The sequence below is a fragment of the Ensifer sp. PDNC004 genome (assembly GCF_016919405.1).
In the GTDB taxonomy this organism is placed as follows: Bacteria; Pseudomonadota; Alphaproteobacteria; order Rhizobiales; family Rhizobiaceae; genus Ensifer.
In genome coordinates this window covers 1,530,894-1,554,356 of sequence record NZ_CP070353.1, presented here as the reverse complement: position 1 = coordinate 1,554,356, position 23,463 = coordinate 1,530,894, and the positions used below count along the sequence as shown (strand labels likewise).

Sequence of the window (23,463 nt, the reverse complement as noted above, 5' to 3'; positions counted from 1 at the left end):
TGCTTGGCTCAAGCGTCAGAAGCAATATGTTTCGTCTATGCGTTTCCGTTGAGTGCGCCGCGGCGGCACGTGTTGTGTGGCAGAAATAAAGGATAAGACACGCGTGGTCAGAATTTCACTTGACGTGATGGGGGGCGACTATGGTCCTGAAGTCGTCATCCCCGGCGCCGCAAGAGCGCTTGAACGTCATCCGGACATCAAGTTCGTTTTGTTCGGCATCGAAGCGCAGTGCGCGGGCCTCCTTGAAAAATATCCGAAGCTGAAGGCCAACAGCACCTTTTACGACTGCGAGATTGCAGTCGCCATGGACGAGAAACCGAGCCAGGCGCTTCGCCGCGGCCGCGGCAAGTCGAGCATGTGGAAAGCGATCGACGCGATCAACGCCGGCGAGGCAGACGTCGTCGTCTCCGCCGGCAATACCGGCGCGCTGATGGCCATGTCGGTCTTCTGTCTGCGCACCATGCAGGGAATTCAACGGCCGGCGATCGCCGCCATCTGGCCGACGCTGAAGGGCGAGAGCATCGTGCTCGATGTCGGCGCGACGATCGGTGCGGACGCGCAGCAACTGATGGATTTCGCGCTGATGGGCGGCGCCATGGCGCGCGCGCTGTTCGAGATCGAACGACCGATGGTCGGGTTGCTGAATGTCGGCGTCGAGGAGATCAAGGGACAGGAAGAGGTCAAGGAAGCCGGCCGCCTGATCCGTGAAGCCAATATCGACGGCTTCGACTATTACGGCTTCGTCGAGGGCGACGATATCGGTCGCGGAACCGTCGACGTCGTCGTCACGGAAGGTTTTTCCGGCAATATCGCACTGAAGGCTGCCGAAGGCACCGCGCGCCAGATCGCCGAATATCTGCGCGCCGCCATGTCGCGCACGCTTCTTGCCAAGCTCGGCTATATCCTGGCCAAGGGCGCCTTCGACCGCCTGCGGGAGAAGATGGACCCGCGCAAGGTCAATGGCGGCGTGTTCCTCGGCCTCAATGGCGTCGTGATCAAGAGCCATGGTGGTGCGGATGCCGAGGGTTTCGCAGCCGCGATCGACGTCGGCTACGACATGGTGAAGAATGGCCTGAAGGCGAAGATCGAGCTCGATCTGGCGAAGTACCATGGCGGCGAACCGCCCAAGGCCCTTTCCGCCGGCATGAATGATGAGGTTTGAATAGATGATCCGGTCCGTCGTTCGCGGTTTCGGCGCAGCTTTGCCGAAGCGCGTGGTCACCAATCAGGAGCTGGAATCCAAGGTCGATACGTCCGATGAGTGGATCGTGCAGCGCACCGGCATCCGGCAGCGTTACATCGCCGGCGAGGGCGAGACCACGGCTTCGCTCGGCGAAGGGGCGGCACGCGCCGCGCTCGCCAATGCCGGGCTTACGCCTGATGACATCGACCTGATCATCCTGGCGACCTCCACCCCGGACAACACGTTTCCGGCAACGGCCGTCAACATCCAGGACCGTCTCGGCATGCGCCATGGCGCGGCCTTCGACATGCAGGCCGTCTGCTCGGGCTTCGTCTACGCGGTCACCACGGCGGATGCTTATATCCGCGGCGGGCTTGCCAAGCGCGTGCTGGTGATCGGCGCGGAGACATTCTCCCGCATTCTCGACTGGACCGACCGCACGACCTGCGTGCTCTTTGGCGACGGCGCCGGCGCCATCATCCTGGAAGCCCAGGAAGGCGAGGGCACCAATGCCGATCGCGGCGTGCTGACGGCGAAGCTTCGCTCCGACGGTGCGCACCGCGACAAGCTCTATGTCGACGGCGGCCCGTCGACCACGGGAACGGTCGGCCATCTGAAGATGGAAGGCCGCGAAGTCTTCAAGCATGCGGTCGGCATGATCACCGACGTCATCGAGGCCGCCTTCGAGGCGACCGGGACGACGGCCGAAGATCTGGATTGGCTGGTCCCGCACCAGGCCAACCGCCGCATCATCGACGGTTCCGCCAAGAAGCTTGGTATCCCTCTCGACAAGGTTGTGGTGACCGTCGATCTGCATGGCAACACATCCGCAGCCTCCATTCCGCTGGCATTGAATGCGGCGGCGGGCGATGGCCGGATCAAGAAGGGTGACCTTGTCCTGCTCGAGGCCATGGGCGGTGGCTTCACCTGGGGCTCCGTGCTCCTCCGCTGGTAAAGAAATTGCTTAAGCAACAGGCGCTTGACCGCAAAAGGCAAGGGCAATAGTCTTCGGACGCTGATCGGCGTACCAGACGTTGGTGGGGGAAGATGAGCGGAAAAACAGTAACACGGGCGGACTTGGCTGAGTCGGTTTTTCGCAAGGTGGGTCTGTCGAGGACAGAGTCTGCCGAGCTGGTGGAAACCGTCATTGACGAAATATGCAACGCAATCGTGCGTGGCGAGAGTGTGAAGCTGTCCTCTTTCGCGACCTTCCAGGTCCGCGACAAGAACGAACGTATCGGGAGAAACCCGAAAACCGGTGAGGAAGTGCCGATTTCGCCCCGGCGCGTGATGACCTTCAAGGCGTCGAACGTCCTGAAGCAGCGCGTGCTGAAGGCGCATCTGGGCCGCAGGGCCAAGCAGAAACCGGTGTCTCCCGTTTCGTGAACGCCAGACGACAGCCACAAATGTGGTTGAAAACCCATCCATAAGCCGTTGAAATGGAGCCGATTCGTGCCATCATTGGCGCGGTATCGGCTCATTGTCGGCTTTCGAGCCTGAGTCGCATGGCATGGATTGGGAACGATATGGAAAAGAGCCCGGACGCTTTTCGCACCATCAGCGAGGTCGCTGACGATCTCGACCTGCCGCAGCACGTCCTGCGTTTCTGGGAAACCCGCTTCCAGCAGATCAAGCCGATGAAGCGCGGCGGTGGCCGGCGGTATTACCGGCCGGAGGATGTCGACCTTTTGAAGGGCATCCGGCATCTGCTCTATGATCACGGCTATACGATCAAGGGCGTTCAGAAGCTCCTGAAGACCAACGGCAACAAGTTCGTCGCGGCGATTGCGAGCGGCGATCTCGCGACCGTCGAGGCGCTTGCGGCCTCCAGCAACGAAGAGCCCGCACCGCCGAAGGCTGGTCTTTCCGAGGAGGATCAGATCGTTGGCCGCGCCAAGGCGCCCGCGAGCCGCCGCTTCTTCTCCTTCGGCGGCAGCAGTGACGACGTGCCCGAGATCTCTCTCGGAAAGTCCTCGTCCGTGGGCAAGGAGGATCGCGCCCTGCTACAGGAGGCGCTCTATGACCTTCTGGAGTGCAAGCGGTTGCTCGACCAGGTGCGCTGAGAAAGCCATTCCAGAGGATCGATCAAGACCGGTTTCGGATGCCCGACTGAATGTCGGCCGAGCCGTCTCGACGCAAGTATCTTTTATACGGTCACCAAGACGGCGCCTGTGCCGTCGGCGCGCTACCCGACGGCGAGGAGCATATGCGCGCCTATCCGCAAGACGTTCGCGCGACCATCCTCAACAGCGTTTGAAAAAGCGTCAGTAGGAGATGCGGAAGCCGCCGGGGCTCGCCGCGGAGACGTCAGGCTCAGGGTAGGGGCCTGTCCACTGCGCATAGGTCGTGTTGGTCGAACCCGAGGTCGCACAGCCGGAGAGCGTGAGAAGCACAAGCGCGGTGAGGGCCATAAGGGACTTAAGAGGCATGGTTTTCTCCTAGAAGGGGAGACGCTCCAGGCCTCAAGGGCCAGTATCAAACTGTCCCTCAATTCATCCATGATGGCAAGCTCACGTTGCGTTAGGCAGCAAGTTTCGAGCGACGGGATCTCGTTTTGGTGAAGGTTCCGTAGCCGGACGCGCGGTCGGTGTTTTCGTCGCCACGCAGCATCGGACCTCGCAGGCATCCAGTGGCGCGCGGATGGTAGGGGCTTTCTCTGTCCGCAGTCGCGTCACGGGGGCCATGCCATGCCGTGAATTTGCGGAATGTCCTGTCGGACTTTCGGCTCCCAAGCATACTTTTCCACGCCGTTTGTTCCTTTTTCGATCCAGGCCGCATTTTCCCGCTTGCGCTCTAAGCGTTGGTTATATAGGGGTTTCCTCGGTTCGGAGCGTAGCGCAGCCCGGTAGCGCACTTGACTGGGGGTCAAGGGGTCGTGGGTTCGAATCCCGCCGCTCCGACCATTTTCCCCTTCGGCTTTGATGTCCGAAATCCCCCGAGGAACTTCGATTTCCCTTCATCTTTTCGATTAGCGACCGATCACTTCGGCGGCCCTGCCGTGAGGGATGGGCGAATAGCGGGGCATTGTCTTGATGGCCTGGCACGATTTGGGGGGCTTGATGCGTGCGGAAACGGATGAATCGGCTTTGGCTTTAAGCGCGTGTTTTGTCGTCACTTCCGTGGACCGCAGGTTTGTCGAGTTCGCCGGAGTGATGTTGCATACGCTGGCTCTGAATGGCGATGTCGACGAGGTCAACGTCACCGTCTTCTGCGACGGACTGACCCCCAAGGATAAATCGCATCTGAGACAGTGCGGCGGGCGCCTGCGCTTAACGCTGTTCGAATTGTCCGAAGAAACGCTTCGGCAATTCGAGGGCTTGAAGACCAACAGCAACTGGAGCCGGTCGATCTATACCCGGCTTGTCTTGCCAGACCTCCTTGGCTGCAAGGAGGGGCGGCTCGTCTATCTCGACGCCGATACGATCGTGGTCGACAGTCTGCGTCCGTTGCTGAACCTGGATATGTCCGGCATGCCGGTGGCCGCTGTCGGCGGCGTTTCCAACCAGGACAATGCGCGTCTGAAGCTTCCGGACGGAACGAGAACGATGAATTCCGGCGTTTTGCTGATCGACATTGTGGAATGGTTGAAGAGGGATCTTTCCAGTCGCTGCCTCGATATTGTCCGTTCACAGGCCGCAAGGCTGAAATTCTTCGATCAGGACGCTTTGAACATCGCTCTCGCTGGGCAATTCGCTTCCCTCGACCGTCGTTGGAATGTGATCCTGCATTCGCATGCCGACGAACCGGCGATCTTCCATTTCACGCACGACAAGCCCAACTCCGTTCGTTGCCAGCACCCGGCGCAGCCCCTGTATTTGCAGTACCGGCAAGCGACGCCTTGGGCAAAGAAGCGTCTCAAGTCGCGCTGGCACAAGCGGATCAGTCGGCTGACGCACTCCGTCCGAAGACTTTTCGAGCGCTGAAACTCGGCCAGCCGGAGTTCTGTCGGCGGCGTCCGCAATCGTGATGTCTCCTTGCCGGCTCCGGTGCTCCAAGCTTCAGTTTGGCCTTGTAACGGGCTATCTCAGCATCGCCCCGGCTCGGGTCGCACTTGGCTGTGATCGGCGCACGAAACCGCACGGCCCCCCGTTGGTTGCAACGCATAAAATTTATCGCTCATCCGAAATCGCTAAAATGCCTAGTTCCGGTGCGATGGTCCACGCGGCTGGGGCCGATCGCCGTCCTCGCGAAAGTGATGGAATGGCCTTATGGCGGGCGCCTGCCTGCCAAAGGAGGAAATGGAATGAAGACGCTTTCGAAGATTTTTGCCGCGTCGTTGCTCGGGCTTTCGACCCTGACGGCAATGCCGGTCATTTCGACGTCCGGCACCGCCCGTGCCGACGACGCCGTCATCCTCGTTCCGGGCCAGCCTACCGGCTCATCGGGTGATACCGGCACGGCGAGTTCCAACCCGGATACCGGTGCTGCGAGCTCCAACCCGGATACCGGCACCGCCAATTCCAACGGCGATACGGGGGCACCGAGTTCGAATCCCGATACCGGCGGTGGTTCGGGCGCAGAAGGATCGACGCCCTAAGCGATCCTGCAAATGCAGCAAAAGAGGTCCTTCAGCAGGGCCTCTTTTTTGTTCTCTGTAGGCGCGCTGCAGCAATCACGCCGCCGCTGTCCGTTCTAGCTGACTGGCTGAGGGGCGGCCTTCTGCAGTTTTGCCGCGTTCCGGTAAAGGGCCTCCGTGCGGTCGAGCATGACGGCAAGCGTAAAGCGGTCCTTCAGGCTTACCGCGCTGGCCGACAGAGCCTTGAAGAGTTCGGGCTCCGCGGCACTAATCATGCTCTCGGCGAGTGCTGATGTGTCGTCGCTGTTGGGAAGGATATAACCGTTCCGCCCGTCCTCGATCACCGTGCGCGCGCCACCGATATCGGTGGCGATGATCGCCTTGCCGGCCGCAGCGCCTTCAAGCATCACATAGGACATCGCCTCGTAGCGGCTCGGCATCACCAGGAGGTCGAAGGCCGGCACGGCCTGCGGGCCGGTGAAGGCGGAGGTCAGATGCATCCGGTTCTGCAGCCCGCTTTCGGCAATCGCCTTGCGAAGGCTGCCCTCGAGCTCGCCGCTGCCGACCATGACGAGGTGGCTGTTTCTGACCGAGGCGGCCACACTCTTGAAGGCGGCGATCAGCCGTTCCGGCGCCTTCTGGGCGGACAATCGTCCAACGAAGCCGAAAACGAAAGCGTCCGGCGCGATCCCGAAGCTGGCGCGCAGCGTCTGCGCCATTTCGCCCGAGGGCGGTGCCACGCCATTGACGATCACCGACATGCGCTTCTCCGGCATATGCAGTGACAGCGCGTGATGGAACTCGTCGTCGGAGACGCAGATCAGGTGATCGGTAAAGAAGCGGGCCAGCGCCCATTCGATCGTGCCATAGATCAGCCGTCCGCCGCGGCCGAGCGTCGGGTCGAGCGTGCGAAAGGCGTGTGGTGTGTAGATACGCGGCACATGAGAACCGGGCAGCCGCAGGCGCGTCAGCGCACCGGCCTTGGAGCTGTGGCCATGGACGATGTCGAAACCGTTGTTCTGGATGATGCGCCGGAGTTCGAGAAAGCAGCCGACATCAGATGGCCCGGGCGCGCGTCTCATCGAGACGGCGTGTACCGCCGGCAGGCCGATTGCCTTCAGTTCGCGAACGAAACCTTCCTCGGCGCGCACCGGCGAATAGACGGCCTCGACGTGATGCCCGCGCTTGTGCATGCCGCGGCAGAGATCGAGGAAGTGGCGGCCCGAGCCGCCGCCGCTCGGCTCCAGCACTTCTAGGAGCTTGAGGGAAGGGGCCGGCGACCGGCGCGGAACCACATGTTCCATGGTCAGGAGCTCCGGCCGGCGCGCGCCTGCCGGCGATGGCGATATTCAAGGGCGGCGCAACCCCAGATGATTCCGATGAGCAGGTAGAAGTGGCGCCAATGGTCCGTGTCGATGACATTGCCCACCCCGACATGGCCGAGGACGGCGACCCAGGCGATCATCAGATAGGTTTGCCAGGGGCGGTTGAGCAGCAGAAAGCGGAAGCCGAGCGAGAGCGTCCAGATGATCAGCGTCACGTAGCTGATGAAACCGAGCCAGCCGTAGGAGGTCAGCGACTTCAGCCAGACGTTGTGCTCATCCTCCGGAAAGATCGTGCTGAAGACCATGGGACCGATGCCGAGCGGCTTTTCCATCGACATCAGGAAACCGAGCCTGTGGCGGTCGAAGCGCCCGAGGTGGCCGCCGTCGTAATCCTGCACCAGCTGCGATCGGCTGGAAAAGAGGGTTGCGACCTGCTCGGACTGCAGCGCGACGAGGAGGGCGCCGACGATCATGATGCCGCCGACCAGCGCAAGCACCAGGATCCGCAGCCGAAAGAGGCCGTTTCGCTCTTTCAGCAGCATCACGAAGACGAAGGCGACGACGCAGAAGAGGTTGAGGGCCCAGGCTGCGCGGGAAAATGAAAGGAAGACGCCGAGTGCCAGCACCAGCAGCGCGGCGATCTTGAGCGGCGCCTTCTGGATGGGCTGCGTGAGGATGCCGTGGATGAGGTACATGGCCGGCACCGAGAGGAACGGGCCGAAGACGTTCGGATCCTGAAATGCGCCCTTGGCGCGGCCATAGAGCGTGAAGTTTTCCGCACCCGGCACGGCGCCGAAATAGCCGAGGATGCCGAGGAGTGCCGTGATGATGGCCGCCGCCGTCCAGGCGTTGAAGATCAGCCGCAGCCGCTCGTGGCGGTCCTCGATGATGGCTGCGAAGAAGACCGACGATAGCGCGAGGAATCCGGAGACCGCCATGTACATCGGCCCCTTCGTCAGGTCGACCATGACCGTCAGGGACAGCATGCCGCCGACCATGAAAAGGGTCAGAAGCGTCAGCAGCGGGGCGACGCTGCGCGAGATCTTGAGGCCCACAAGCGCCCAAAGGCCGATGAGCGCCACCAGGAACAGCTCATAGGGCGCCGGCTCGAAAATGACGAAGCCGGAGAGAAACACGGCAAAGGCGACGAGCCCGGAGCCGAGCAGCGAGAGCGCCGCAAGCTGGGGACGAGCGATCGGGAGCCGGCCTGTATCGACGGTGCTCAATAGGCATTCTCGGTGTTGAGGAGCCTGAACGGCGTCAGGAATAGGATCTTGAGGTCGAAGAGCAGCGACCAGTTTTCGATGTAGTGCAGGTCGAAGGCGGTGCGCAGGCGGATCTTGTCGTCATTGTCGATCTCGCCACGCCAGCCGTTGATCTGCGCCCAGCCGGTGACGCCGGGCTTGACGCGGTGGCGGGCGAAGTAGCCTTCGACGACGTCGGAATAGGTGCGGTTTTGGGTCTGGGCGAGCACGGCGTGCGGACGCGGCCCGACGAGCGACAGCTCACCCTTCAGCACGTTGAAGATCTGCGGCAGTTCGTCGATCGAGGACTTGCGGATGAAACGGCCGACGGGGGTGACGCGCGGGTCGCCCTTGGTCACGGCGTTGCGGGCCGTCGGGTCGCTCATATGCGTATACATCGAGCGGAACTTGTAAACCTCGATGGTCTCATTGTTGAAGCCGTGCCGCTTCTGCTTGAAGATGATGGGGCCTGGGGAGGTTGCTTTGACCGCAATCGCCGCGCCGAGCATGATCGGCCAAAGAAGCACGAGGGCGACCAGGCTGAAGAAGATGTCGAAGCCGCGCTTGGCGACCGAGTCCCAGTCGGCGATGGGCTTATCGAAGATGTCGAGCATCGGGACGTCGCCGACATGGGAATAGCTGCGCGGGCGGAAGCGCAGATTGTTAGCGTGGGCGGCGAGCCGGATGTCGACCGGCAGGATCCAGAGCTTCTTCAGAAGCTGGAGAATGCGCTTCTCTGCCGTCAGCGGCAGCGAGATGATCAGCATGTCGATGCGGGCCAGGCGGGCGAATTCCACCAGTTCGTCGACTGTTCCGAGCTTCGGGTAGCCGGCGATCACGTTGGGCGAGCGGCGCTCGTCGCGGTCGTCGAAAATACCGCAGATGCGGATGTCGTTGTCGGGCTGGTCCTCGAGCGTGCGGATCAGGTCCTTGGCCGGCTGGCCGCCACCGACGACGACGGCGCGGCGTTCCATCGTGCCGTTTCGGGCCCAATGGCGGATGGAATAGGCGATGAAGGCGCGCTCGGCGATCAGAAAGATTGCGCCGCCGATGAACCAGCCACCGAACCAGACACGTGAATACTGATGGCCGGATTTGAGGAAGAACAGCGCGATGGCGATACCGCCGAATGCGATGGCCCAGGAGGCGAGGATGCGCGGCATCACCCGCAGCCAGGCGCGCAGCGCCGGGATCTGGTAGGTGTCGGCGATCTGCATGGCAGCGACCGCCAGGGCCGAGCCGCCAAAGAGGATTGCCAGATAGAGCGGCAGCTGCTCGAAGCCCGGCTGGACATAAAGCGCGTTGATGCCATAGCCGATCGCAAAGAGCGCGCTGAACTCGAACAGGCGCATCAGCCCCATGATCATCGCCGGCGAATAGGTATCGGCGCTGAACTGCTCGGCGATCTGCCGCGCCAGCGGATTGAGATCCGTGGTCGTCGTTTCGTCCGGCATTTCGCCAGGCGCGCGGGCGCGGATTTCCGAAATCTTCTTGCGAAGCGCTTCGGGATCGAACGAACCCGGGCGGTCAAACTTGTTCATGGCTGTCTTCCGGCGCTGAAGTCCCTCAGCCGGGATAGCAGAAAGCCACTAAGAAACGCTTACGTTGTGGGCAACACGCTATCGGCGGGCGGCTGGTAACGGCACAATTCCCGATAGAGGCTTAACATATCCGCCGACATTACCGAAGCTGCAAATTTCGACTTGAACGTGCTCGGGTCGGGCATCACACGTGCCGCCCAGTCTTTCTCGGTGATTGCGCGGGCCATGATGTCGGCAAGCGACCGGGCATTGGCGGGTTCGGCAAGCGCGGTGCTGTCGCGTCCGAGAATTTCCGGGATGCCGCCGACACGGCTGGCGATAACAGGCTTTCGTGCCGCCAGCGCCTCAAGCACGATATAGGGCATGGATTCGGCCCGCGAGGGAACGACGATGTTGCGCGCCAGCGCGAAGGCGTCACGCGTCTTCATCGCCGGCTGCATGCGGATACGGCGGCCGAGACCCTGCTGCAGCACCAGATCGCTGTATTCCTGCTGCTGCGGGCCGTCGCCGATCATCAGCGCCGACAGCGGCCGGCCGACGAGCCGTTCGGTCTGGGCGAAAGCCTCCACAAACAGATCGGGACCCTTCAGGTCCCGCATCATGCCGATATAGAGAAAATCGACCGCATCCGGCTGAGGCGGGACGACCTCGAACTCCCGATCGTCGATACCATTGTAGATCAGCTCGTTGCGCTCGCGCGGTGCGCCGACTTTTGCGAAATAGGTCCGCCGCTCGAAGTCGCAGACGAAGACGAGGGCGTCGGTGATCCGCTGCTGGATCCGCTCTGCCGGGAAGACCAAACGCCCGGTCAGAGAGCCCGGACGGTAGTGCAGGCTGCCGCCATGCGGCGAATAGAGGCGGGCTACGCGATACTTGTTGACCCGCAGGGCTGAACCGATGAGCCGGGCAATGACGCCGCCTTTGGCGCCGTGCCCATGCAACACATCCGGTCGCAAACTTCTGATTTCTTTGTAGCCGCGCCACAACGCGGCCAAATCCGACGGCCCGACCGAGCGATGGATCGGCATCCGGATGAGGCCGAGCGACAGATAGGGGCGGATTTCGTCGAACAGCCGATCCTCGTGACTGCCGCCTGTCGTGCTGTCGCAGAGGATCCCGACCTCATGGCCGGCCTTGGCATGCGCCTCGGCCAGGTCGCGCACGTGGCGGAATATCCCGCCGACAGGCGACCTGAAGCAGTGGATGATGCGCAAAGGCCGCTCTTGTTGCATCGAAATCAGAACAGGCGTTCGCGAACATAGATCGTGTCGCCGGCAAGAACAGCGTCGGTGATCGGGACCCGGCCGGTGATGATGCGGCCATTGATCTTGCGTGTGATGTCGGCGTTCGACTGGTTGGCGCGCGGCGAGAAGCCGCCGGCAACCGCGATCGCGTTCTGCACGGTCATCCCCGGAACATAGGCATACTGGCCGGCCTGGCCGACTTCGCCCATGATGAAGACGGACCGGTAGCGATCGACCTCGATCGTGACGTCTGGATCGCGCAGATAGCCTTGCTTCAGCTTGGCGGCGATCATGCCTTCGAGTTCGGGCAGGGTCCTGCCGCGCGAGGCGACGGTGCCGATCAGGGGGAAGGCGACGTAGCCGGCCTGATCGACCGTGTAGGTACCGCTGAGGCCGGCTTGTTCGAAAACGTTGATGCGCAAGCGGTCGCCGCTGTCGAGCCGATAGGGCTGGATCGTGGCTTCGCTGAAGGCTTTGGGTGCGGGCTGGTAGCTCGTGCAGCCGCCGAGCAACATCGACAGCGCTGCCGCCGTGATCGCGAGACCCGTCTTGATAGCTGCAGTGGACATGCGGTTCATAGGCTCCGGAAACGACCAGCTTTTGTGACGTTATCGATCCGTTAGGGTTAATAGCAGGTAAACTCGCGGTAGAATTTTCGCGGAGACCTGGCGATGCCGCCCCGCCTTTACCATCCGCAGGTTGATCGCATTAACCCTTGCGTTACCATGTTCCTTTACGGTCCGGCGAGATTTGAAAGTTCGGAGCGACGAGCATGTCGGGAAGCGGCAGCGCACAGCAGGATGTGGATATCGACCTCGGCGGCCTGTTTCGCGCCGTCTGGGATCGGCGCGTCAAGGTTTTGCTCGCCACCGTCGCTGTGGCGGCGCTTGCTTTCGGTGCAGCAAAGATGATCGCGCCGGATTACCAGAGCGAAACCCGCGTGCTGATCGAATCGCGCGAGCCGGAGTTCAGCGGCCCCAACCAGGCTTCCCAGGCGGGAGCCGACCGCGTCTTCGATGAATCCGGCATTCTCAGCCAGGTGCAGGTGCTCAAGTCGGCCGACCTCATCAAGCAGGTCGCTCGCAACATGAAGCTTTACGAGCTCAAGGAGTTCGATCCGTCGTCGGCGCCCTCTGCGCTTTCCGATCTTCTCGTCATGCTCGGCCTGAAGAAGAACCCGCTTGAGATGCCGCCCGAGGAGAGGGTGCTCAAGGAATTCTCCGACAAGCTCCAGGTCTACCAGGTGGAGAAGTCGCGCGTGATCGCGATCGCCTTCACCTCGAAGGATCGCCAGCTTGCGGCCGCCGTGCCCAATGAGATGGCGAAGGTCTTCCTGGCGCTCCAGAGCGGCGCAAAGCTCGATACCAATTCCGAGGCGACACGCTGGCTCGAACCCGAGATCGCCAATCTGCGCGAGAAGGTGCGCGACGCCGAAGCGAAGGTTGCGGCCTATCGCGCCTCGTCCGATCTGCTGCCGACCGGTGAAAGCACCAACTTCGCGACACGGCAGCTTACGGATATCTCGTCGGAACTGGCGCGGGTGCGCGGCGAGCGCGCCAATGCGGAAGCGCGTGCCGCCGGCGTACGCTCGGCGCTGGCAAGCGGCCGCGCGCCGGACACCATTGCCGATGTCGTCGGTTCGCAGATGATCCAGCGGCTGAAGGAGACGGAAGCGAACCTGCAGGCGCAGGTGGCGGACCTCTCGACCACCCTGCTTGACGGTCACCCGCGTCTGAAGGCGCTGAAGTCGCAGCTCGAAGGTATTCGCGGCCAGATCAGCACCGAGACCCGCAAGATCCTGACGAGCCTCGAAAACGAGGCGAAGGTCGGCGAACTGCGCGAACAGCAGCTCGGGCAGCAGTTGAATGCGCTGAAGGCACAGTCGGCGCAGGCCGGCGAAGAAGAGGTGGGGCTGCGCGCGCTCGAGCGCGAAGCGACCGCGCAGCGGCAATTGCTGGAGACCTATCTCGCGCGCTATCGCGAGGCGACATCGCGCACCGTGGAGAATGCGACGCCGGCCGATGCACGCGTCATTTCGAGTGCCGTGGTTCCGACCGGCGCGAGCTTCCCGAAGGTACTGCCGATCACCATCGTTGCAGCGCTTGCAACGTTCCTCCTGACCTGCATTGGCATCATGCTCGGCGAGCTTTTCAGCGGGCGAGCCTTGCGGCCGGTCTCTGCTACGGGCGAACGGGCACCGGTCCGGCCCCGTCCGGCGCTTGCCGCAAGCGTTGCCGATTTGCCGCCGGCCCAGATGGCTGAGGCATCGCCCGTCATTTCGTCCGCAGCCGATGACGCAGTCGACTTGCTGCCTGCGGCGGAGCTTTCGCCTGCCCCGGGCACGGAGGAGGAGGCCGCCGAGGCGGATTTCTCGATCGAAGCCGTCGCCGAGCATCTGCGTGCCACCAATGTGCGCGTTGCGATTTCGGTTTCGCCCGGCGGAGACGAGGGCTCCACCGCGACCGTGATGCTCGCCCGGTTGCTCGCCGAAGAAGAATTGAAAGTCGTGCTGATCGACCTGACGGGCTCTGCCTGCCCGACACGGCTGATGGCGCGCTCGCAGCAGCTCCCGGGGATCACCAATCTCCTGGCGGGGGAGGTTCCCTTCACGGACACGATCCACGCCGACCGCTTTTCCGACGCGCACATCATCCCACAGGGCGACGCCGATCCGCGCCAAGCGATGCGTGGCATCGACAGGCTGAAGATGATCATCGACGCGTTGACCAACGCCTATGATCTCGTCTTGCTCGAATGCGGCCCTGCCGATGAAATGGCCGTGGAGAAGATCGCCGGTCGTGATGGCGCCGAAATCATCCTGTCGGCGCCATCGGTGAGCGACGAGCGGATCGTCGAGGTACTGACGGGCTTCGGCGCGGCGGGCTACCGCGACATCGTGCTGATGACCGGCCAGGTGCAATCGGACCCCGAATACCCGGATCGCGACGCCGCGTAATGGCGGCGCGGGCCTCTGCCGCACAGCGCAGGGACCGTGCTCTAAGCTGGATGATCAGTCGGCGCTGTTGTCGAAGGTCTTGCCTTGCCTGCGTCGTCGCGTGCGCTGGATGCGGGCATAGACGGCCTTGTTCGCCTTGATCGCCCTTTTTGCCCTCACGACGAGGTAGTGCCGCACGCCTGCGAGCCGGCCAGCGAGCGTCACCGGCAGCACGATATCGCGCAACGGCGTCTCGATTGTGCACCAGGAGCGCTTGTAGGGCTGGTCGCCCACGCCGAAGTCGAACAGTCGCACGCCTTCGCCCGAAAGGCGCTCGATCATGCGGTAGAACAGCAATTCACCCGGGCTGGCGTCGCCGGCCAGCGCTTCGTCGATCGACCCGAACTGGCAGATCACGTGATCCGCCTTGCGCGAGAGTCCGGCGACGGCGACGATCCGGCCGTCATTTTCGCCTCGCAGGCGAATGGCATTGAGTTCCATGAGCTGAACCTCATCGTCCACGCGGGCGGCGAGCGCATGGAAAAACGCCTGCGTTTCCGGATCCTGGAAGACATCGGGAAAGCCGAGCGTGGCAAAGCGCTTCGCCTTTTGCCGAAAGAAGGTGTCGAGCAGGGCTTGGGCCTCGTCGCTCGTGCGGGCGACCACATAGTCGTAGCCGCCCATTTCAGCCAGCCGCCGTTCGGAAATGCGCATCTTCTTGCGCCGCCGCTTGGCGTTGAGCTGGGCCAGTGTGGGCTGAATGCCACCGAGAAGGGGAAGCTGGAACGACGGGTTGGGATTGGTAACGCCCGAAAACAGGGCGAGGGGGCTGGGGTCGCCGCGCCAGTCGTTCGGCAGACGATCGAGCATGACGATGTCGGCAAGGCCGCGCAGTGCGTCGCAGATGGCGCGGGCAAGCGCCTCGGCGAGCGCGGGCGTGGTGATGGTGGCCGCGGCGTCGCGGACAAACAGCCCGGTGTTCAGGTTGCTGTGCTCGGTTCCGATCAGTCTCGCCGTTCGAAACACGCGTCCGCGCACCACTTCCAGCGGCAGGATAAGCAGGAGTTCGCCATCGAACGTAATCCGTAGGAGAGCCAGGTCGCTGGCGTGGGTCGCAGCCCAGGCGCGGCACCAATGATAGGCATGGTGCAGCGAGTTCGCGGGAAGGGTGTCGAGCATGCGCCACTCGGTTTCGAGTGTCTCCATGTCGCGGTGAAGCGAGATTTCGAAGCGGCCGACAGCATCGGTCGGATCTGCACGCAAGGACGCATGCACGCGGCGGTCGCCGGAGCCATCCATGGTGAGTTCCGAGTTCGTCATCGCAGGTGCCGTCCGGTCCTTGTTGCGGAGAGATTGAACCTCAAACCCGCTACGATCGCTTTAATTCGGGAGTGCTTATGAAGGTCGATTGGCAATAACCGGCGAACGCGGTTAGCAAAGCGTGAAACGAAATTGACGCCTCACGCGATGAAGCCCGTTGCCAACACGCTGGCCCATTCCAGGCGGTTACGGCGGGCCGCAAGTTGCGACATCGCGGTCCAATCGTAGGTCACGCTGCGAAACGTCACGTCCCATTCCGTCCCCGACTGCTCGACGATGGCGTAGCGCGCGTGCGGGGATCCGGCCTCGACCTTGTGGGCCACCGGCCGGCTGTCGGTGTAGCCGGGGCAGCCGACGCTGCCGGGGTTGACGACCAGGCGTCCGTCGGAGAGGCGGATGACGCGAGGAATGTGGGTGTGGCCGCACAGGATTACCGGATAGTCGATCCCGACAGCTTCGGCCTCGATGGCCGAACGCGCGGCCCTATGAACCGTACCGTGCGCCGTCAGGGCTTCGAGCCAGTAGGTCTCATCGTCGGTCGGGGTCGCATGGCAGAGGAAGAACGTTTGCCTGTGGACGTGTGCGACGGGCAGGGTGGCCAACCACTCGCGGTGCTCCGGCTTCAATTCATCGAACGCCGCGCGATCGGAGAGCCCCATGTCGCGCGGATCGACCGTCAACAGGTAACGGTCGTGATTGCCGCGGATCGAGGGGATCGCCCGTTCCATCAGGATGTCGGCCGTGCGCGCGGCGTTGAGGGGACCGCTCAGATGATCGCCAAGATTGACGATATCGGTGATCCCTTGTGCATCGATGTCGGCGAGCACCGCTTCGAGCGCAAGATCGTTGCCGTGGATGTCCGCGATGACTGCAAGTCGCATGGGCGTCCTCCCGAATGGCTACCGGACCGAGGATCAACGATCCCGAGCGGGCTTTTCCATCCATTTGATGATCAGCATGGCCGGCAAGATCCAGAGCAGGCCGGTGAAGAAGAAATAGGCCAGGTGCACGTACCAGGGAGCGGCGCCGAGCAGCAGCGAGGCGAAGGTAACGGCGGCAAGCGCATAGACGACGACGAGGATGATGATCAGGATCGTGCCGATCAGCTTTCTGAGGCGTACGGGCATTTCATATCTTTCACAGGGGCAAATGCGCGCGGAGCGGCCGCGACCGCATGCCGCAAAGGTTTCGGCCTTGTTTTGCATGCCGCTCTGGTGCAAATCAACGGCTTTCCGAAAGGTGCGACCGTTGATCCGTCCAGTTGCGCCGCTGACAACCCTGCGACACCAGAGGGAACATGATGGCCGGCGTCGAAATGGCGACTGAACAAATGCTTCGAAACGAGATCGGCAGGACCGACCGCAACCGCCGGCAGATCCGCGGCTGGCTGGCGGCCGTGCTCTTCACTCTCTTTGCCCTGGTACTCGTCGGCGGCGCGACGCGTCTTACCGAATCGGGCCTCTCCATCACCGAATGGAAGCCGATCCATGGCGTGATCCCGCCGCTGACGGTGGCCGAGTGGGAAGAGGAGTTCCAGCTCTACCAGCGCATTCCGCAGTATCAGCAGATGAACAGCGGCATGACGGTCGACGAGTTCAAGACGATCTTCTGGTGGGAATGGGCACACCGCCTGCTCGCGCGTACGATCGGCCTGATCTTCGCGCTGCCGCTTGCCTATTTCTGGTTCACCGGAAAGGTTGAGCGCAAGCTGCGCATGCCGCTGCTCGGGATCCTTGCGCTTGGCGGTTTTCAAGGTTTCATCGGCTGGTGGATGGTATCCTCGGGCCTGGTGGAGCGCACGGAAGTGAGCCAGTACCGGCTGGCGACGCATCTCGTCATCGCCTGTCTTATCTTTGCCGCCTGCATGTGGATCTTCCGTGGGCTCAGTCGGCATTCGAATGAAGCGGCACCCACCGACCGCTCGCGCAAGATGGCCATGATCATCGCCATCTTCAGTCTTTTCCAGATCTATCTCGGAGCGCTGGTTGCTGGGCTCGACGCCGGCTTCAGCTACAACACCTGGCCGCTGATGGATGGCGCAATCATCCCGCAGGACCTGTTCCTGCAGCAGCCCTGGTGGATCAACCTGTTCGAAAACCCGAAGACGGTGCAGTTCGTCCATCGCATCGGCGCCTACGTACTCTTTGCCTTTGCGCTGATGCACATGATCGCCTCGCTGCGGGCAGCACCCGAGACCACCCATGCGCGCCGTGCGGTGCTCCTGTTCCTGCTCGTCTCGGCACAGGCGGCGATCGGTATCACCACGCTGGTGCTGCAGGTGCCGATCGGCTGGGGTGTGGCGCACCAGGGCGGCGCGCTCGTTGTGCTTGGCTTTGCCATCGCCCACTGGCGCGGTTTCTACGGTGAGTATCCGCGCCCGACGACGATCGAACTGCGCGACTGACGCCCGGCGAAATCCGGAAAAAGAAAGACCCCGGCGAGCGGCTCGCCGGGGTCTTTTGTTTTTCAGCCGATTGCCGATCAGGCCGACAGCATCAGGTCCATGTTCTGGACCGCCGCGCCCGAAGCGCCCTTGCCGAGATTGTCGAGCAGGGCAACGAGGTTCACATGGTTGCCGCCAGGGGTGCCGAAGACGAAGAGCTTCATCGTGTCCTTGCCGGCAAGCTCGGTGGCGTCGATGCGGGCGAGCTTTTCGCTCTCCTGGAGCGGCACGACCTCCACGATCGACTGGTCGGCATAATGCGCGACGATCGCAGCGTGAATCGTCTCGAGTGTCGTACCAGCGGCGAGGTCCTCAAGATAGAGCGGCACCTGGACGATCATGCCCTGTGCAAACTTGCCGACGGAGGGTGCAAAGACCGGTGCGCGGTCGAGCAGGCCGTGCATCTTCATCTCGGGCACGTGCTTGTGCTTGAGCGTCAGGCCGTAGAGGAAGTGCGGTGCGCTGATGTGGTCGGCATTGGTCTCGTCTTCCATCTGCGCGATCATCTGCTTGCCGCCGCCGGTGTAACCGGAAACCGCATTGACCGTCACCGGATAGCCGTCGGGCAGGATGCCGGCCTGGCGCAGCGGCCGGATCACGCCGATCGCGCCGGTCGGATAGCAGCCGGGATTGGCGACGCAACGGGCGCTGCGGATCTTTTCCGGCTGTGCCTTGTCCATTTCGGCAAAGCCATAGGCCCAGTCGGGCGCAATCCGGTGCGCGGTCGAGGTGTCGATAATGCGGACCTTGTTGTTGCCCGAGACCATGGAAACCGCCTCGCGCGAGGCGTCGTCCGGCAGGCAGAGGATCGCGATGTCGGCGTCGTTCAGAAGATCTTCGCGCATCGCGGCGTTGCGTCGTTCCGCTTCCGGAATGGAAAGCAGTTCGAGATCGCTACGGCCGGCCATGCGCGTGCGGATCTGCAAGCCCGTGGTGCCGTGTTCGCCATCGATGAAGATCTTCGGTTTCATGATTTTCCCGTTCTGCCAGACAGTTAGAAGCCGTTCCGGAATCACTCTGGCATAGAATTGAATCAGTTTCTCAACAGGCCGGCGGAGCGCCGCCAACCCCACCTTTTCTATATAAGCAGCCGCCCTCCATCGCAACGGCAACGGCCGTCTTCAGCGAAGCGGCGCGCGCTCGGCAAGCTTCTCCGCATGCAGCCCCAGCATATACATTGCGACGGTCGCGCCGGCGATCGCCGTGATGTCGGCATGGTCGTAGGCCGGCGCCACTTCGACCACGTCGCTGCCGACCACCGTCAGCGCGCCGAGCTTGCGCAGGACGGACAGGATCTTGGCGCTCGACGGGCCGCCGGCGACCGGGGTGCCGGTGCCGGGCGCATAGGCCGGATCGAGGCAGTCGATATCGAAGGTGAGATAGGCCTTGCGCTCGCCGACCTGCCTTATGATCGTCTCGGCGATGTCGCCGGCGCCCATCTCTTCGACGTCGTAGCCATAGAGAATGCGGATGCCGCAATCCTCGGGCGCGTGCGTACGGATGCCGATCTGGATCGAGGCGTCGGTGTCGATCAGCCCTTCGCGCGCCGCACGGCCGACAAAGGAGCCATGGTCGATGCGGCCGCGCTCGTCGGGCCAGGTATCCTGATGGGCGTCGAACTGGACGAGGGCGAGGGGGCCGTGCAGCGCCGCCTGCGCCTTCAGGATGGGATAGGTGACGAAGTGGTCGCCGCCGAGCGTCTGCAGATAAGCGCCGCTCCTGATGATCTTGGCCGCTTCGCGTTCGATCGTTGCCGGCGTCTTCGAATGGTTGCCGTAATCGAGCAGGCAGTCGCCATAGTCGACCGTTGCCATCTCCGCGAAGAGATCGCGGTCGAACGGGTACTGCGGATCGTTGTCGAAGATGGCCGAGGCGCGGCGGATCGCCTGCGGCCCGAAGCGGGCGCCGGGACGGTTGGACGTGGCGGCGTCGAAGGGAATGCCCCAGACGACGGCATCGACGCCCTTCAACTGCTTCGAATACTTGCGGCGCATGAAGGAGAGAATGCCGGCATGGGTCGGGTCGGACGCCGCCGATGTCAGTGAGCGCGCCGTCAGCGCATGATCGATTGTCCTGTTCGCCATATCCCGCCTCTGCCTCGGAGCCGGACAGCGCGCATCCTCGGCGCGCATCCGCTCAAACCTGTGGTGGCGGAAGGTTGGACAATCGTTGCCGGCAAGGCAAGGCCCTGCCGGCCGTTTCTTCGGCGATTACGAAGCCTTGGCTTCGTAGGTCGGCGCGAAGTCGCCAAGCGCCTTGGCTTCGGTGATGCGCGCGGCGATATCTTCCTCGATGATCGTCTCGAGCTGGGCGAAACTGTCGATCACGTAGTAGATCGGCTGGACGATATCGATGCGATAGGGCGTGCGCAGCACGGTCATCAGGTCGAAGGGCCGAAACTCGACACCTGGGGTTCCCATCGCATTGCGTGTCTCGTTGGGCGAAGACACGATGCCGGCGCCATAGCAGCGGCGGCCCTTCGGCGTGTTGATCAGGCCGAACTCGACGGTGAACCAGAAGATCCGGAACATATGCCAGGAATAGCCCTTGCCGAGCGAAACCGCCTTCTCGCCGAAGCGGCGCACGAAGTTGGCGTAGCTCTGATTGGTGAGCAGCGGGCAGTGGCCGAAGACCTCGTGAAAAATGTCGGGCTCTTCGATGTAATCGATATGCTCGCGGCGGCGAATGAAGGTCGCCAGCGGAAACTTGCCCTGGGACAGCAGTTCGTAGAAGCGGGACGGCGGAATGAGGGCAGGTACACCTTCGACGCCGAAGCCGGTGGTTTCCGCGAGGCGCCGGTTCACGTCCTTCAACTGCGGCACGTGATCAGGGCCGAGATCGAGCGTCTTTGCGCCTTCCAGATATTCGTGGCAGGCCTTGTCGGCGAGCAGCGTCATCTGCCGCTGATAGAGCTCGCCCCAGATCGCGTCTTCTTCCGGGGTGTAGAGATAGGTGCCGTCCGGTTCCGGCAGTTTGGCCGTGTAGCTACTTTCCTTCGTCATGACGTCTCCTCATTCGTCAGATGAACTCTCCTGTTGCAATTGTATCGCGGATGGAGCGAGTATTTGTTCCACAGTTGCCAGGTGGAGGCCTGATGGCGGGAGGAAAATTCGAAATGCCGTCCGATGTGAAAGAAAATCTTCAGCCTGTTCGAAAGCTGCTACGGCTGATTCAGGTCGATAGCGGCCAGTCTCTCTCCGATCTCGCCGAAAAAGCCGGCATGTCGCAAAGCTCGGCCTGGCGACGGCTGCAGGAACTGGAGACGGATGGCGTGATCCGCAAGCGCGTCGCGCTGCTCGATCCGGCAAAGCTCGATCTGAAACTCTGCATCATCGCCCATGTGACGCTCGAAGATCACCACGACGAGGCGATTGCCGCCTTTTCCGCCGTCGTGCGCGAGCGGCCGGAGATCATGGAGTGCTACGCTCTATCCGGAACGTTCGACTATATGCTGAAGATCCGCGCCAATGACGTCGAAAGCTACGATGCCTTCATGACGCGCTACCTGATGCGCAATCCGCATGTGCGCACGGTGGTGTCGAGTTTCGTCCTGCGCGAACTCAAGTCGACGACGGAGCTGCCGATTTAAGCCGGTCGCCAATGGCGGCCTTGCCCCGCGGGAGAACTACGAGCGCTCGAATCCGTATTGGCGTTCGATCTTGCCGACGCGCACCTGGTAATCCTCGTACCAGCGCTCGCGGCCAAGCCGCTGGGCCGTCAGGTGGCGGACATTGTTTTTCCAGGCCGCGATGCTCGCCTCATCGGCCCAGTAGGAATTGGTGAGGCCGAAGCCGTCGGCGCCGCGAACGCTTTCCAGGCCGAGAAAACCCGGCTGCTCGCGCGCAAGCCGCTCCATTTCGTCTGCCATGTTGTCGTAGCCGTGATCACCAGCCGTGCGCTGCGAGGCGAAGGTGACGATGTAATAGGGCGGCTCTGGGGTCTTGGCGACGGGAGAACGGGTCATGCGGTGCCTCAAAGGCTCGACGTTGCGGGATATGGTGCGTCGGATGATAACAAAAAAAGGCGGAGCAAAGCCCCGCCTTTCCAAGTGTCGCAGTTGAAGCGATTAACGCTTCGAGAACTGGAACGAACGACGTGCCTTCGCACGGCCGTACTTCTTACGCTCGACCACGCGGCTGTCGCGGGTGAGGAAGCCACCGCGCTTCAGGACCGAGCGCAGGCCCGGTTCGAAGTAGGTGAGTGCCTTGGAGATGCCGTGACGAACGGCACCGGCCTGGCCGGAAAGACCACCGCCAGCAACGGTCGCGTCGATGTCGAACTGGCCGTCACGGGCAGCTGCGACGATCGGCTGCTGCAGGATCATCTGCAGAACCGGACGGGCGAAGTAAGCCGCGTAGGGCTTGCCGTTGATGGTGATCTTGCCGGTGCCCGGCTTGACCCAGACGCGGGCGACAGCGTCTTTACGCTTGCCGGTCGCGTAGGAGCGACCCTGGGCGTCGACCTTCTTGACGTGAACCGGAGCAGCCGGTTCCGCGGTCGTGGCGATGTCCTTGAGAGCGGAAAGGTCAGCCATTATCAGGCGCTCCTTGTGTTCTTGCTGTTCAGCTTGGCGACGTCGAGGACGGTCGGCTGCTGTGCTTCATGCGGGTGGTTGGCGCCTGCGTATACGCGCAGGTTCTTCATCTGGCGACGGCCGAGCGGACCGCGCGGAACCATGCGCTCGACGGCCTTCTCGAGGACGCGCTCCGGGAAGCGGCCTTCGATGATCTGGCGCGCAGTGCGCTCCTTGATGCCGCCGGGGTAGCCGGTGTGCCAGTAGTACTTCTTGTCGGTGTACTTCTTGCCCGTCAGAACTGCCTTCTCGGCGTTGATGACGATGACGTTGTCGCCGTCGTCAACATGCGGGGTGAAGGTAGCTTTGTGCTTGCCGCGCAGGCGGTTCGCGATGAGAGAAGCGAGGCGACCAACAACGAGGCCTTCGGCGTCGATGATGATCCACTTCTTCTCCACCTCTGCAGGCTTCTGAACGAAGGTTGCCATATCAAAATCTTTCTTTGGACCCGAACGGCGAACCGCTGGGCGTTTCTTGTTGCTTGGTTTTGCCCGGTTTCCAAGGCAAAAGAGAAAGCGGCCCGTAAGGAACGCGATCTGCGGCAGCTTATACGCAAGTGCGAAACAAGCGTCAAGAACGCGAAATCTGTGCGACGGAAATAAAGTCAAGTAAAAACAATATGTTACTGTTGAGGTATTTTGATACCACAAATTATCGTGGCGGAATCGAATAGGTCGCCGTGGCATGCGCGACGAGGTCGTCGTCGCCAACCTTGACGATCGATGCGTCGAGAACGGCAAGCCGCTTGCCGAGTTTGAGGATCCGGCAGGTGCATTCGAGCGGTTCCGGCTCGGGCTTGCGCAGGAAGTTGATGTTGAGATTGGTGGTGACGGCAAGCGCAACCGGCCCGATATGGGCGATCAGCGCGATATAGGCGGAAACGTCGGCGAGTGCGAAAAGGGTAGGGCCGGAGACGGTTCCGCCCGGCCGGATATGCCGTTCGTTCGGATCGAGCCGCATGGTGGCAAAGCCCGGACCGACCGCCGTGACATGGAAGACCTTGCCGTCGGTGTGGACCTGGGGGAAATCCGTGTCGAGAAACCGGTTGAGGTCGTCGACGGTCATGATCGGCTCGATGGTCATGCATTGCATCCTTCAACATGTCTACCCGCCACCTGAAACCGACTGATGGCCCGACG

Annotated in this window: 25 protein-coding genes and 1 tRNA gene; 10 read left to right on the top strand and 16 right to left on the bottom strand. The window is 62.4% G+C overall.

Going from position 1 to position 23,463, the window contains the following annotated elements:
* The first annotated feature begins 103 nt into the window (after nucleotides 1-103).
* The 4 genes from plsX (at nucleotide 104) to JVX98_RS15805 (ending at nucleotide 3,246) form a co-directional block, all read left to right on the top strand.
* Nucleotides 104-1,162 (top strand): phosphate acyltransferase PlsX, encoded by a 1,059-nt coding sequence (gene plsX / locus JVX98_RS15820; protein WP_192447305.1) that lies wholly within the window; start codon nucleotides 104-106, stop codon nucleotides 1,160-1,162.
* 4 nt (nucleotides 1,163-1,166) lie between these two features.
* On the top strand, nucleotides 1,167-2,138 hold the full coding sequence (locus tag JVX98_RS15815) for a beta-ketoacyl-ACP synthase III (protein ID WP_192447304.1): 972 nt from the start codon (nucleotides 1,167-1,169) through the stop codon (nucleotides 2,136-2,138).
* A gap of 92 nt (nucleotides 2,139-2,230) precedes the next feature.
* The gene (locus JVX98_RS15810) at nucleotides 2,231-2,569 is read left to right on the top strand and encodes an integration host factor subunit alpha (RefSeq protein ID WP_034803721.1); all 339 of its coding nucleotides are present in this window, start codon (nucleotides 2,231-2,233) and stop codon (nucleotides 2,567-2,569) included.
* Nucleotides 2,570-2,709: 140 nt separating this feature from the next.
* Complete coding sequence (locus JVX98_RS15805; protein WP_034803717.1) at nucleotides 2,710-3,246, top strand: MerR family transcriptional regulator; 537 nt, start codon at nucleotides 2,710-2,712, stop codon at nucleotides 3,244-3,246.
* Nucleotides 3,247-3,447: 201 nt separating this feature from the next.
* On the opposite strand, the gene JVX98_RS15800 is transcribed toward JVX98_RS15805, so the two are convergent.
* Entirely contained in the window at nucleotides 3,448-3,612 is a 165-nt protein-coding gene (locus tag JVX98_RS15800) for a hypothetical protein (protein ID WP_192447303.1), read from the bottom strand.
* 397 nt (nucleotides 3,613-4,009) lie between these two features.
* On the opposite strand from JVX98_RS15800, the gene JVX98_RS15795 reads away from it, so the two are divergent.
* The 3 genes from JVX98_RS15795 to JVX98_RS15785 all read left to right on the top strand — a co-directional run bounded on the left by JVX98_RS15795 (nucleotide 4,010) and on the right by JVX98_RS15785 (nucleotide 5,720).
* Nucleotides 4,010-4,086: transfer RNA gene (locus JVX98_RS15795), tRNA-Pro, on the top strand.
* A 156-nt stretch (nucleotides 4,087-4,242) separates the two neighbouring features.
* Nucleotides 4,243-5,106, top strand: a complete 864-nt coding sequence (locus JVX98_RS15790; RefSeq protein WP_205239146.1) for a glycosyltransferase family 8 protein — start codon at nucleotides 4,243-4,245, stop codon at nucleotides 5,104-5,106.
* 320 nt (nucleotides 5,107-5,426) lie between these two features.
* Nucleotides 5,427-5,720 carry a hypothetical protein gene (locus tag JVX98_RS15785; RefSeq protein ID WP_205239145.1) on the top strand — a complete coding sequence of 98 codons (294 nt, stop codon included), beginning with the start codon at nucleotides 5,427-5,429 and terminating at the stop codon, nucleotides 5,718-5,720.
* A gap of 95 nt (nucleotides 5,721-5,815) precedes the next feature.
* Here JVX98_RS15785 and JVX98_RS15780 read toward each other — a convergent pair whose 3' ends face one another.
* The 5 genes from JVX98_RS15780 to JVX98_RS15760 form a co-directional block, all read right to left on the bottom strand.
* Entirely contained in the window at nucleotides 5,816-7,003 is a 1,188-nt protein-coding gene (locus tag JVX98_RS15780) for a glycosyltransferase (protein WP_205239144.1), read from the bottom strand.
* A 2-nt stretch (nucleotides 7,004-7,005) separates the two neighbouring features.
* A complete protein-coding gene (locus tag JVX98_RS15775; protein WP_205239143.1) occupies nucleotides 7,006-8,250 on the bottom strand; it encodes an O-antigen ligase in 1,245 nt (414 codons plus the stop codon).
* On the bottom strand, nucleotides 8,247-9,620 hold the full coding sequence (locus JVX98_RS15770) for an undecaprenyl-phosphate glucose phosphotransferase (RefSeq protein ID WP_371826566.1): 1,374 nt from the start codon (nucleotides 9,618-9,620) through the stop codon (nucleotides 8,247-8,249). Before JVX98_RS15770 ends, JVX98_RS15775 begins: the two co-directional genes overlap by 4 nt.
* A 248-nt stretch (nucleotides 9,621-9,868) precedes the next feature.
* Nucleotides 9,869-11,041 carry a glycosyltransferase family 4 protein gene (locus JVX98_RS15765; protein ID WP_205239141.1) on the bottom strand — a complete coding sequence of 391 codons (1,173 nt, stop codon included), beginning with the start codon at nucleotides 11,039-11,041 and terminating at the stop codon, nucleotides 9,869-9,871.
* 5 nt (nucleotides 11,042-11,046) lie between these two features.
* A complete protein-coding gene (locus JVX98_RS15760; protein ID WP_034804249.1) occupies nucleotides 11,047-11,622 on the bottom strand; it encodes a polysaccharide biosynthesis/export family protein in 576 nt (191 codons plus the stop codon).
* A gap of 203 nt (nucleotides 11,623-11,825) precedes the next feature.
* Here JVX98_RS15760 and JVX98_RS15755 point away from each other — a divergent pair, with 203 nt between their 5' ends.
* Nucleotides 11,826-14,009, top strand: a complete 2,184-nt coding sequence (locus tag JVX98_RS15755; RefSeq protein WP_205239140.1) for an exopolysaccharide transport family protein — start codon at nucleotides 11,826-11,828, stop codon at nucleotides 14,007-14,009.
* 54 nt (nucleotides 14,010-14,063) lie between these two features.
* On the opposite strand, the gene JVX98_RS15750 is transcribed toward JVX98_RS15755, so the two are convergent.
* The 3 genes from JVX98_RS15750 to JVX98_RS15740 form a co-directional block, all read right to left on the bottom strand.
* Nucleotides 14,064-15,308, bottom strand: coding sequence for a GNAT family N-acetyltransferase (locus tag JVX98_RS15750; RefSeq protein WP_205239139.1), 1,245 nt, complete (start codon nucleotides 15,306-15,308; stop codon nucleotides 14,064-14,066).
* 140 nt (nucleotides 15,309-15,448) lie between these two features.
* The gene (locus JVX98_RS15745; protein ID WP_205239138.1) at nucleotides 15,449-16,189 is read right to left on the bottom strand and encodes a metallophosphoesterase; all 741 of its coding nucleotides are present in this window, start codon (nucleotides 16,187-16,189) and stop codon (nucleotides 15,449-15,451) included.
* Between the two features lie 33 nt (nucleotides 16,190-16,222).
* Nucleotides 16,223-16,435, bottom strand: coding sequence for a DUF2842 domain-containing protein (locus JVX98_RS15740; protein ID WP_043611500.1), 213 nt, complete (start codon nucleotides 16,433-16,435; stop codon nucleotides 16,223-16,225).
* A gap of 173 nt (nucleotides 16,436-16,608) precedes the next feature.
* Here JVX98_RS15740 and JVX98_RS15735 point away from each other — a divergent pair, with 173 nt between their 5' ends.
* Nucleotides 16,609-17,712: a COX15/CtaA family protein gene (locus JVX98_RS15735; protein ID WP_205239137.1), complete on the top strand. Its 1,104-nt coding sequence runs from the start codon at nucleotides 16,609-16,611 to the stop codon at nucleotides 17,710-17,712.
* 77 nt (nucleotides 17,713-17,789) lie between these two features.
* Here JVX98_RS15735 and argC read toward each other — a convergent pair whose 3' ends face one another.
* The 3 genes from argC to JVX98_RS15720 form a co-directional block, all read right to left on the bottom strand.
* Nucleotides 17,790-18,722 carry an N-acetyl-gamma-glutamyl-phosphate reductase gene (gene argC, locus JVX98_RS15730; protein ID WP_192447293.1) on the bottom strand — a complete coding sequence of 311 codons (933 nt, stop codon included), beginning with the start codon at nucleotides 18,720-18,722 and terminating at the stop codon, nucleotides 17,790-17,792.
* Between the two features lie 150 nt (nucleotides 18,723-18,872).
* Nucleotides 18,873-19,835, bottom strand: a complete 963-nt coding sequence (speB, locus tag JVX98_RS15725) for an agmatinase (protein WP_205239136.1) — start codon at nucleotides 19,833-19,835, stop codon at nucleotides 18,873-18,875.
* 126 nt (nucleotides 19,836-19,961) lie between these two features.
* Complete coding sequence (locus tag JVX98_RS15720; protein ID WP_205239135.1) at nucleotides 19,962-20,753, bottom strand: phenylalanine 4-monooxygenase; 792 nt, start codon at nucleotides 20,751-20,753, stop codon at nucleotides 19,962-19,964.
* A 113-nt stretch (nucleotides 20,754-20,866) separates the two neighbouring features.
* Here JVX98_RS15720 and JVX98_RS15715 point away from each other — a divergent pair, with 113 nt between their 5' ends.
* On the top strand, nucleotides 20,867-21,340 hold the full coding sequence (locus JVX98_RS15715; protein WP_205239134.1) for an Lrp/AsnC family transcriptional regulator: 474 nt from the start codon (nucleotides 20,867-20,869) through the stop codon (nucleotides 21,338-21,340).
* 36 nt (nucleotides 21,341-21,376) lie between these two features.
* Here the strand turns inward: JVX98_RS15715 and JVX98_RS15710 are convergent, their stop codons facing one another.
* From JVX98_RS15710 to JVX98_RS15695, 4 genes are all read right to left on the bottom strand, one after another.
* Entirely contained in the window at nucleotides 21,377-21,715 is a 339-nt protein-coding gene (locus JVX98_RS15710; protein ID WP_205239133.1) for an antibiotic biosynthesis monooxygenase, read from the bottom strand.
* 102 nt (nucleotides 21,716-21,817) lie between these two features.
* Entirely contained in the window at nucleotides 21,818-22,285 is a 468-nt protein-coding gene (rpsI, locus tag JVX98_RS15705) for a 30S ribosomal protein S9 (RefSeq protein WP_043611468.1), read from the bottom strand.
* Nucleotides 22,286-22,287: 2 nt separating this feature from the next.
* The gene (gene rplM / locus JVX98_RS15700) at nucleotides 22,288-22,752 is read right to left on the bottom strand and encodes a 50S ribosomal protein L13 (RefSeq protein ID WP_043611469.1); all 465 of its coding nucleotides are present in this window, start codon (nucleotides 22,750-22,752) and stop codon (nucleotides 22,288-22,290) included.
* A gap of 223 nt (nucleotides 22,753-22,975) precedes the next feature.
* The gene (locus JVX98_RS15695; RefSeq protein ID WP_043611470.1) at nucleotides 22,976-23,407 is read right to left on the bottom strand and encodes a PaaI family thioesterase; all 432 of its coding nucleotides are present in this window, start codon (nucleotides 23,405-23,407) and stop codon (nucleotides 22,976-22,978) included.
* Nucleotides 23,408-23,463: the final 56 nt, after the last annotated feature.

Bases quoted from the DNA above. Each gene is read 5' to 3' on its own strand.
- JVX98_RS15750 (WP_205239139.1), bottom strand. From the start codon at position 15,308: ATGACGAACTCGGAACTCACCATGGATGGCTCCGGCGACCGCCGCGTG.
- rpsI (WP_043611468.1), bottom strand. From the start codon at position 22,285: ATGGCTGACCTTTCCGCTCTCAAGGACATCGCCACGACCGCGGAACCG.
- JVX98_RS15755 (WP_205239140.1), top strand. From the start codon at position 11,826: ATGTCGGGAAGCGGCAGCGCACAGCAGGATGTGGATATCGACCTCGGC.
- JVX98_RS15780 (WP_205239144.1), bottom strand. From the start codon at position 7,003: ATGGAACATGTGGTTCCGCGCCGGTCGCCGGCCCCTTCCCTCAAGCTC.
- JVX98_RS15805 (WP_034803717.1), top strand. From the start codon at position 2,710: ATGGAAAAGAGCCCGGACGCTTTTCGCACCATCAGCGAGGTCGCTGAC.
- JVX98_RS15760 (WP_034804249.1), bottom strand. From the start codon at position 11,622: ATGTCCACTGCAGCTATCAAGACGGGTCTCGCGATCACGGCGGCAGCG.
- JVX98_RS15720 (WP_205239135.1), bottom strand. From the start codon at position 20,753: ATGACGAAGGAAAGTAGCTACACGGCCAAACTGCCGGAACCGGACGGC.
- speB (WP_205239136.1), bottom strand. From the start codon at position 19,835: ATGGCGAACAGGACAATCGATCATGCGCTGACGGCGCGCTCACTGACA.
- JVX98_RS15800 (WP_192447303.1), bottom strand. From the start codon at position 3,612: ATGCCTCTTAAGTCCCTTATGGCCCTCACCGCGCTTGTGCTTCTCACG.
- JVX98_RS15765 (WP_205239141.1), bottom strand. From the start codon at position 11,041: ATGCAACAAGAGCGGCCTTTGCGCATCATCCACTGCTTCAGGTCGCCT.
- JVX98_RS15740 (WP_043611500.1), bottom strand. From the start codon at position 16,435: ATGCCCGTACGCCTCAGAAAGCTGATCGGCACGATCCTGATCATCATC.
- JVX98_RS15770 (WP_371826566.1), bottom strand. From the start codon at position 9,620: ATGCGCCTGTTCGAGTTCAGCGCGCTCTTTGCGATCGGCTATGGCATC.
- JVX98_RS15785 (WP_205239145.1), top strand. From the start codon at position 5,427: ATGAAGACGCTTTCGAAGATTTTTGCCGCGTCGTTGCTCGGGCTTTCG.
- JVX98_RS15715 (WP_205239134.1), top strand. From the start codon at position 20,867: ATGCCGTCCGATGTGAAAGAAAATCTTCAGCCTGTTCGAAAGCTGCTA.
- JVX98_RS15745 (WP_205239138.1), bottom strand. From the start codon at position 16,189: ATGCGACTTGCAGTCATCGCGGACATCCACGGCAACGATCTTGCGCTC.
- JVX98_RS15735 (WP_205239137.1), top strand. From the start codon at position 16,609: ATGGCCGGCGTCGAAATGGCGACTGAACAAATGCTTCGAAACGAGATC.
- JVX98_RS15815 (WP_192447304.1), top strand. From the start codon at position 1,167: ATGATCCGGTCCGTCGTTCGCGGTTTCGGCGCAGCTTTGCCGAAGCGC.
- JVX98_RS15810 (WP_034803721.1), top strand. From the start codon at position 2,231: ATGAGCGGAAAAACAGTAACACGGGCGGACTTGGCTGAGTCGGTTTTT.
- rplM (WP_043611469.1), bottom strand. From the start codon at position 22,752: ATGGCAACCTTCGTTCAGAAGCCTGCAGAGGTGGAGAAGAAGTGGATC.
- argC (WP_192447293.1), bottom strand. From the start codon at position 18,722: ATGAAACCGAAGATCTTCATCGATGGCGAACACGGCACCACGGGCTTG.
- JVX98_RS15790 (WP_205239146.1), top strand. From the start codon at position 4,243: ATGCGTGCGGAAACGGATGAATCGGCTTTGGCTTTAAGCGCGTGTTTT.
- JVX98_RS15695 (WP_043611470.1), bottom strand. From the start codon at position 23,407: ATGACCATCGAGCCGATCATGACCGTCGACGACCTCAACCGGTTTCTC.
- JVX98_RS15710 (WP_205239133.1), bottom strand. From the start codon at position 21,715: ATGACCCGTTCTCCCGTCGCCAAGACCCCAGAGCCGCCCTATTACATC.